Below are 1449 nucleotides of genomic sequence, written 5' to 3'. Positions count from 1 at the left end.
GACCGGGTTCAACCAGTGGATGCAACACCGGCTTATGTGATCGATAGTAGATGGTCGTTGAGGGCTTCGGCGGGTGTCTTCCAGCCGAGGCTCTTACGAGGGCGACTGTTGAGGGTGGCAGCGACCGCCTCGATATCCTCCGCTGCCCATCGAGAAAGGTCCGTGCCCTTCGGGAAGTATTGGCGCAACAAGCCGTTCGTGTTCTCGTTGGTGCCGCGCTGCCAGGGACTGTGCGGGTCGGCGAAGTAGACCGGGACGCCGGTCTCGACCGTGAACTGAGCGTGCGCCGACAGCTCCTTGCCCCGGTCCCAGGTCAACGACCGCCATAGTTGCCCGGGCAGGGTGCAGACTGTGGCTGCAAGCGCATCTTTCATCGTCACCGCGCCATAGCCGGCCAGTGGCGGTCCGTTCTTGGTACGAGGGACGATGCCGTAACCGTCCTGGCGGGGCAGGTGGACAAGCACTGTGAATCGGGTCGTGCGCTCGACCAGCGTGCCGATCGCCGATCGCTCGAGTCCGATCAGGAGGTCGCCCTCCCAGTGTCCTGGTACGGCGCGGTCGTCGGCTTCCGCCGGTCGTTCGCTGATCAGTACCTCGGGCGTGACGTGTGCCCACGCCGTCCGTTTGGACCGGGCCCGGGGCACCCGCAGGGCTCTGCCGGTGCGCAGGCAGGCAACGAGCTCACGCTTGAGCGCTCCACGGCCTTCGATGAACAGGGCCTGGTAGATCGCCTCATGGCTGATCCGCATGGACTCATCATCGGGGAAGTCGACCTTCAGCCGGTTCGCGATCTGCTCCGGACTCCACGCCATGACCCATTGGCGGTCGCCGCGGTGGGGCTTGTTCCTCCCCTTCCACCGCGGGCCCTGCGGTCCCAGTGCCGTCCCGTCCGGGCGGCTGACCTGGCCGGAAAGCCTTTCCTGCACGTAGTCCCGCAGCCGGTCGTTCGCGGCCAGCTTTGCTGTCTTCGGGCGCTGGGCCACGAGATCGGCCTTCCACTGCGCGACCGACGCCCGGTAGTCCAACCGACCACCGCGGGTCGCGGCGTTGCGCCGCAGCTCCCGGGATACCGTTGACGGATCGCGGCCGAGACGCCGCGCGGTCTCCCGGACTCCGATGCCCTGTGCTTTGAGAATCGCGATCTCTTCACGCTCGTGAAAGGACAGGTACCGGCCGGACTGCGGAGCAAGATCCATTGGTGGCATGCCGCCACCGTGACGGAACCACCTGCAACCCGCCGCCTGGGATACGCCAACCGCAGCTGCCGCCTCCTCGGAGAGCACCCCCTTCGCGATTTCCCGCCAGAACTGACGTTCCACTTCCCGCCGAAGCGCCGGCGCACCCGGGGACTTCATCGGCGACCGTCCGGTCAACGACGCCATCCACTCTGCTGGCCTGCCCATCAACACCTCCGAGGACGAGGTGTTGCAACGACCGATTGAATCCGCC

1 protein-coding gene is annotated in these 1449 nt (G+C 66.5%); it reads right to left on the bottom strand.

Going from position 1 to position 1449, the window contains the following annotated elements:
• Nucleotides 1-32: 32 nt before the first annotated feature.
• Entirely contained in the window at nt 33-1382 is a 1350-nt protein-coding gene (locus ACIA6T_RS35585; RefSeq protein ID WP_399450642.1) for an IS30 family transposase, read from the bottom strand.
• Nucleotides 1383-1449: the final 67 nt, after the last annotated feature.

The organism is Streptomyces sp. NPDC051740, assembly GCF_044453165.1.
GTDB lineage: Bacteria > Actinomycetota > Actinomycetes > Streptomycetales > Streptomycetaceae > Streptomyces > Streptomyces atrovirens.
Note: the sequence above shows the minus strand (reverse complement) of the source record. Positions and strands in the feature narration are given on the sequence as shown.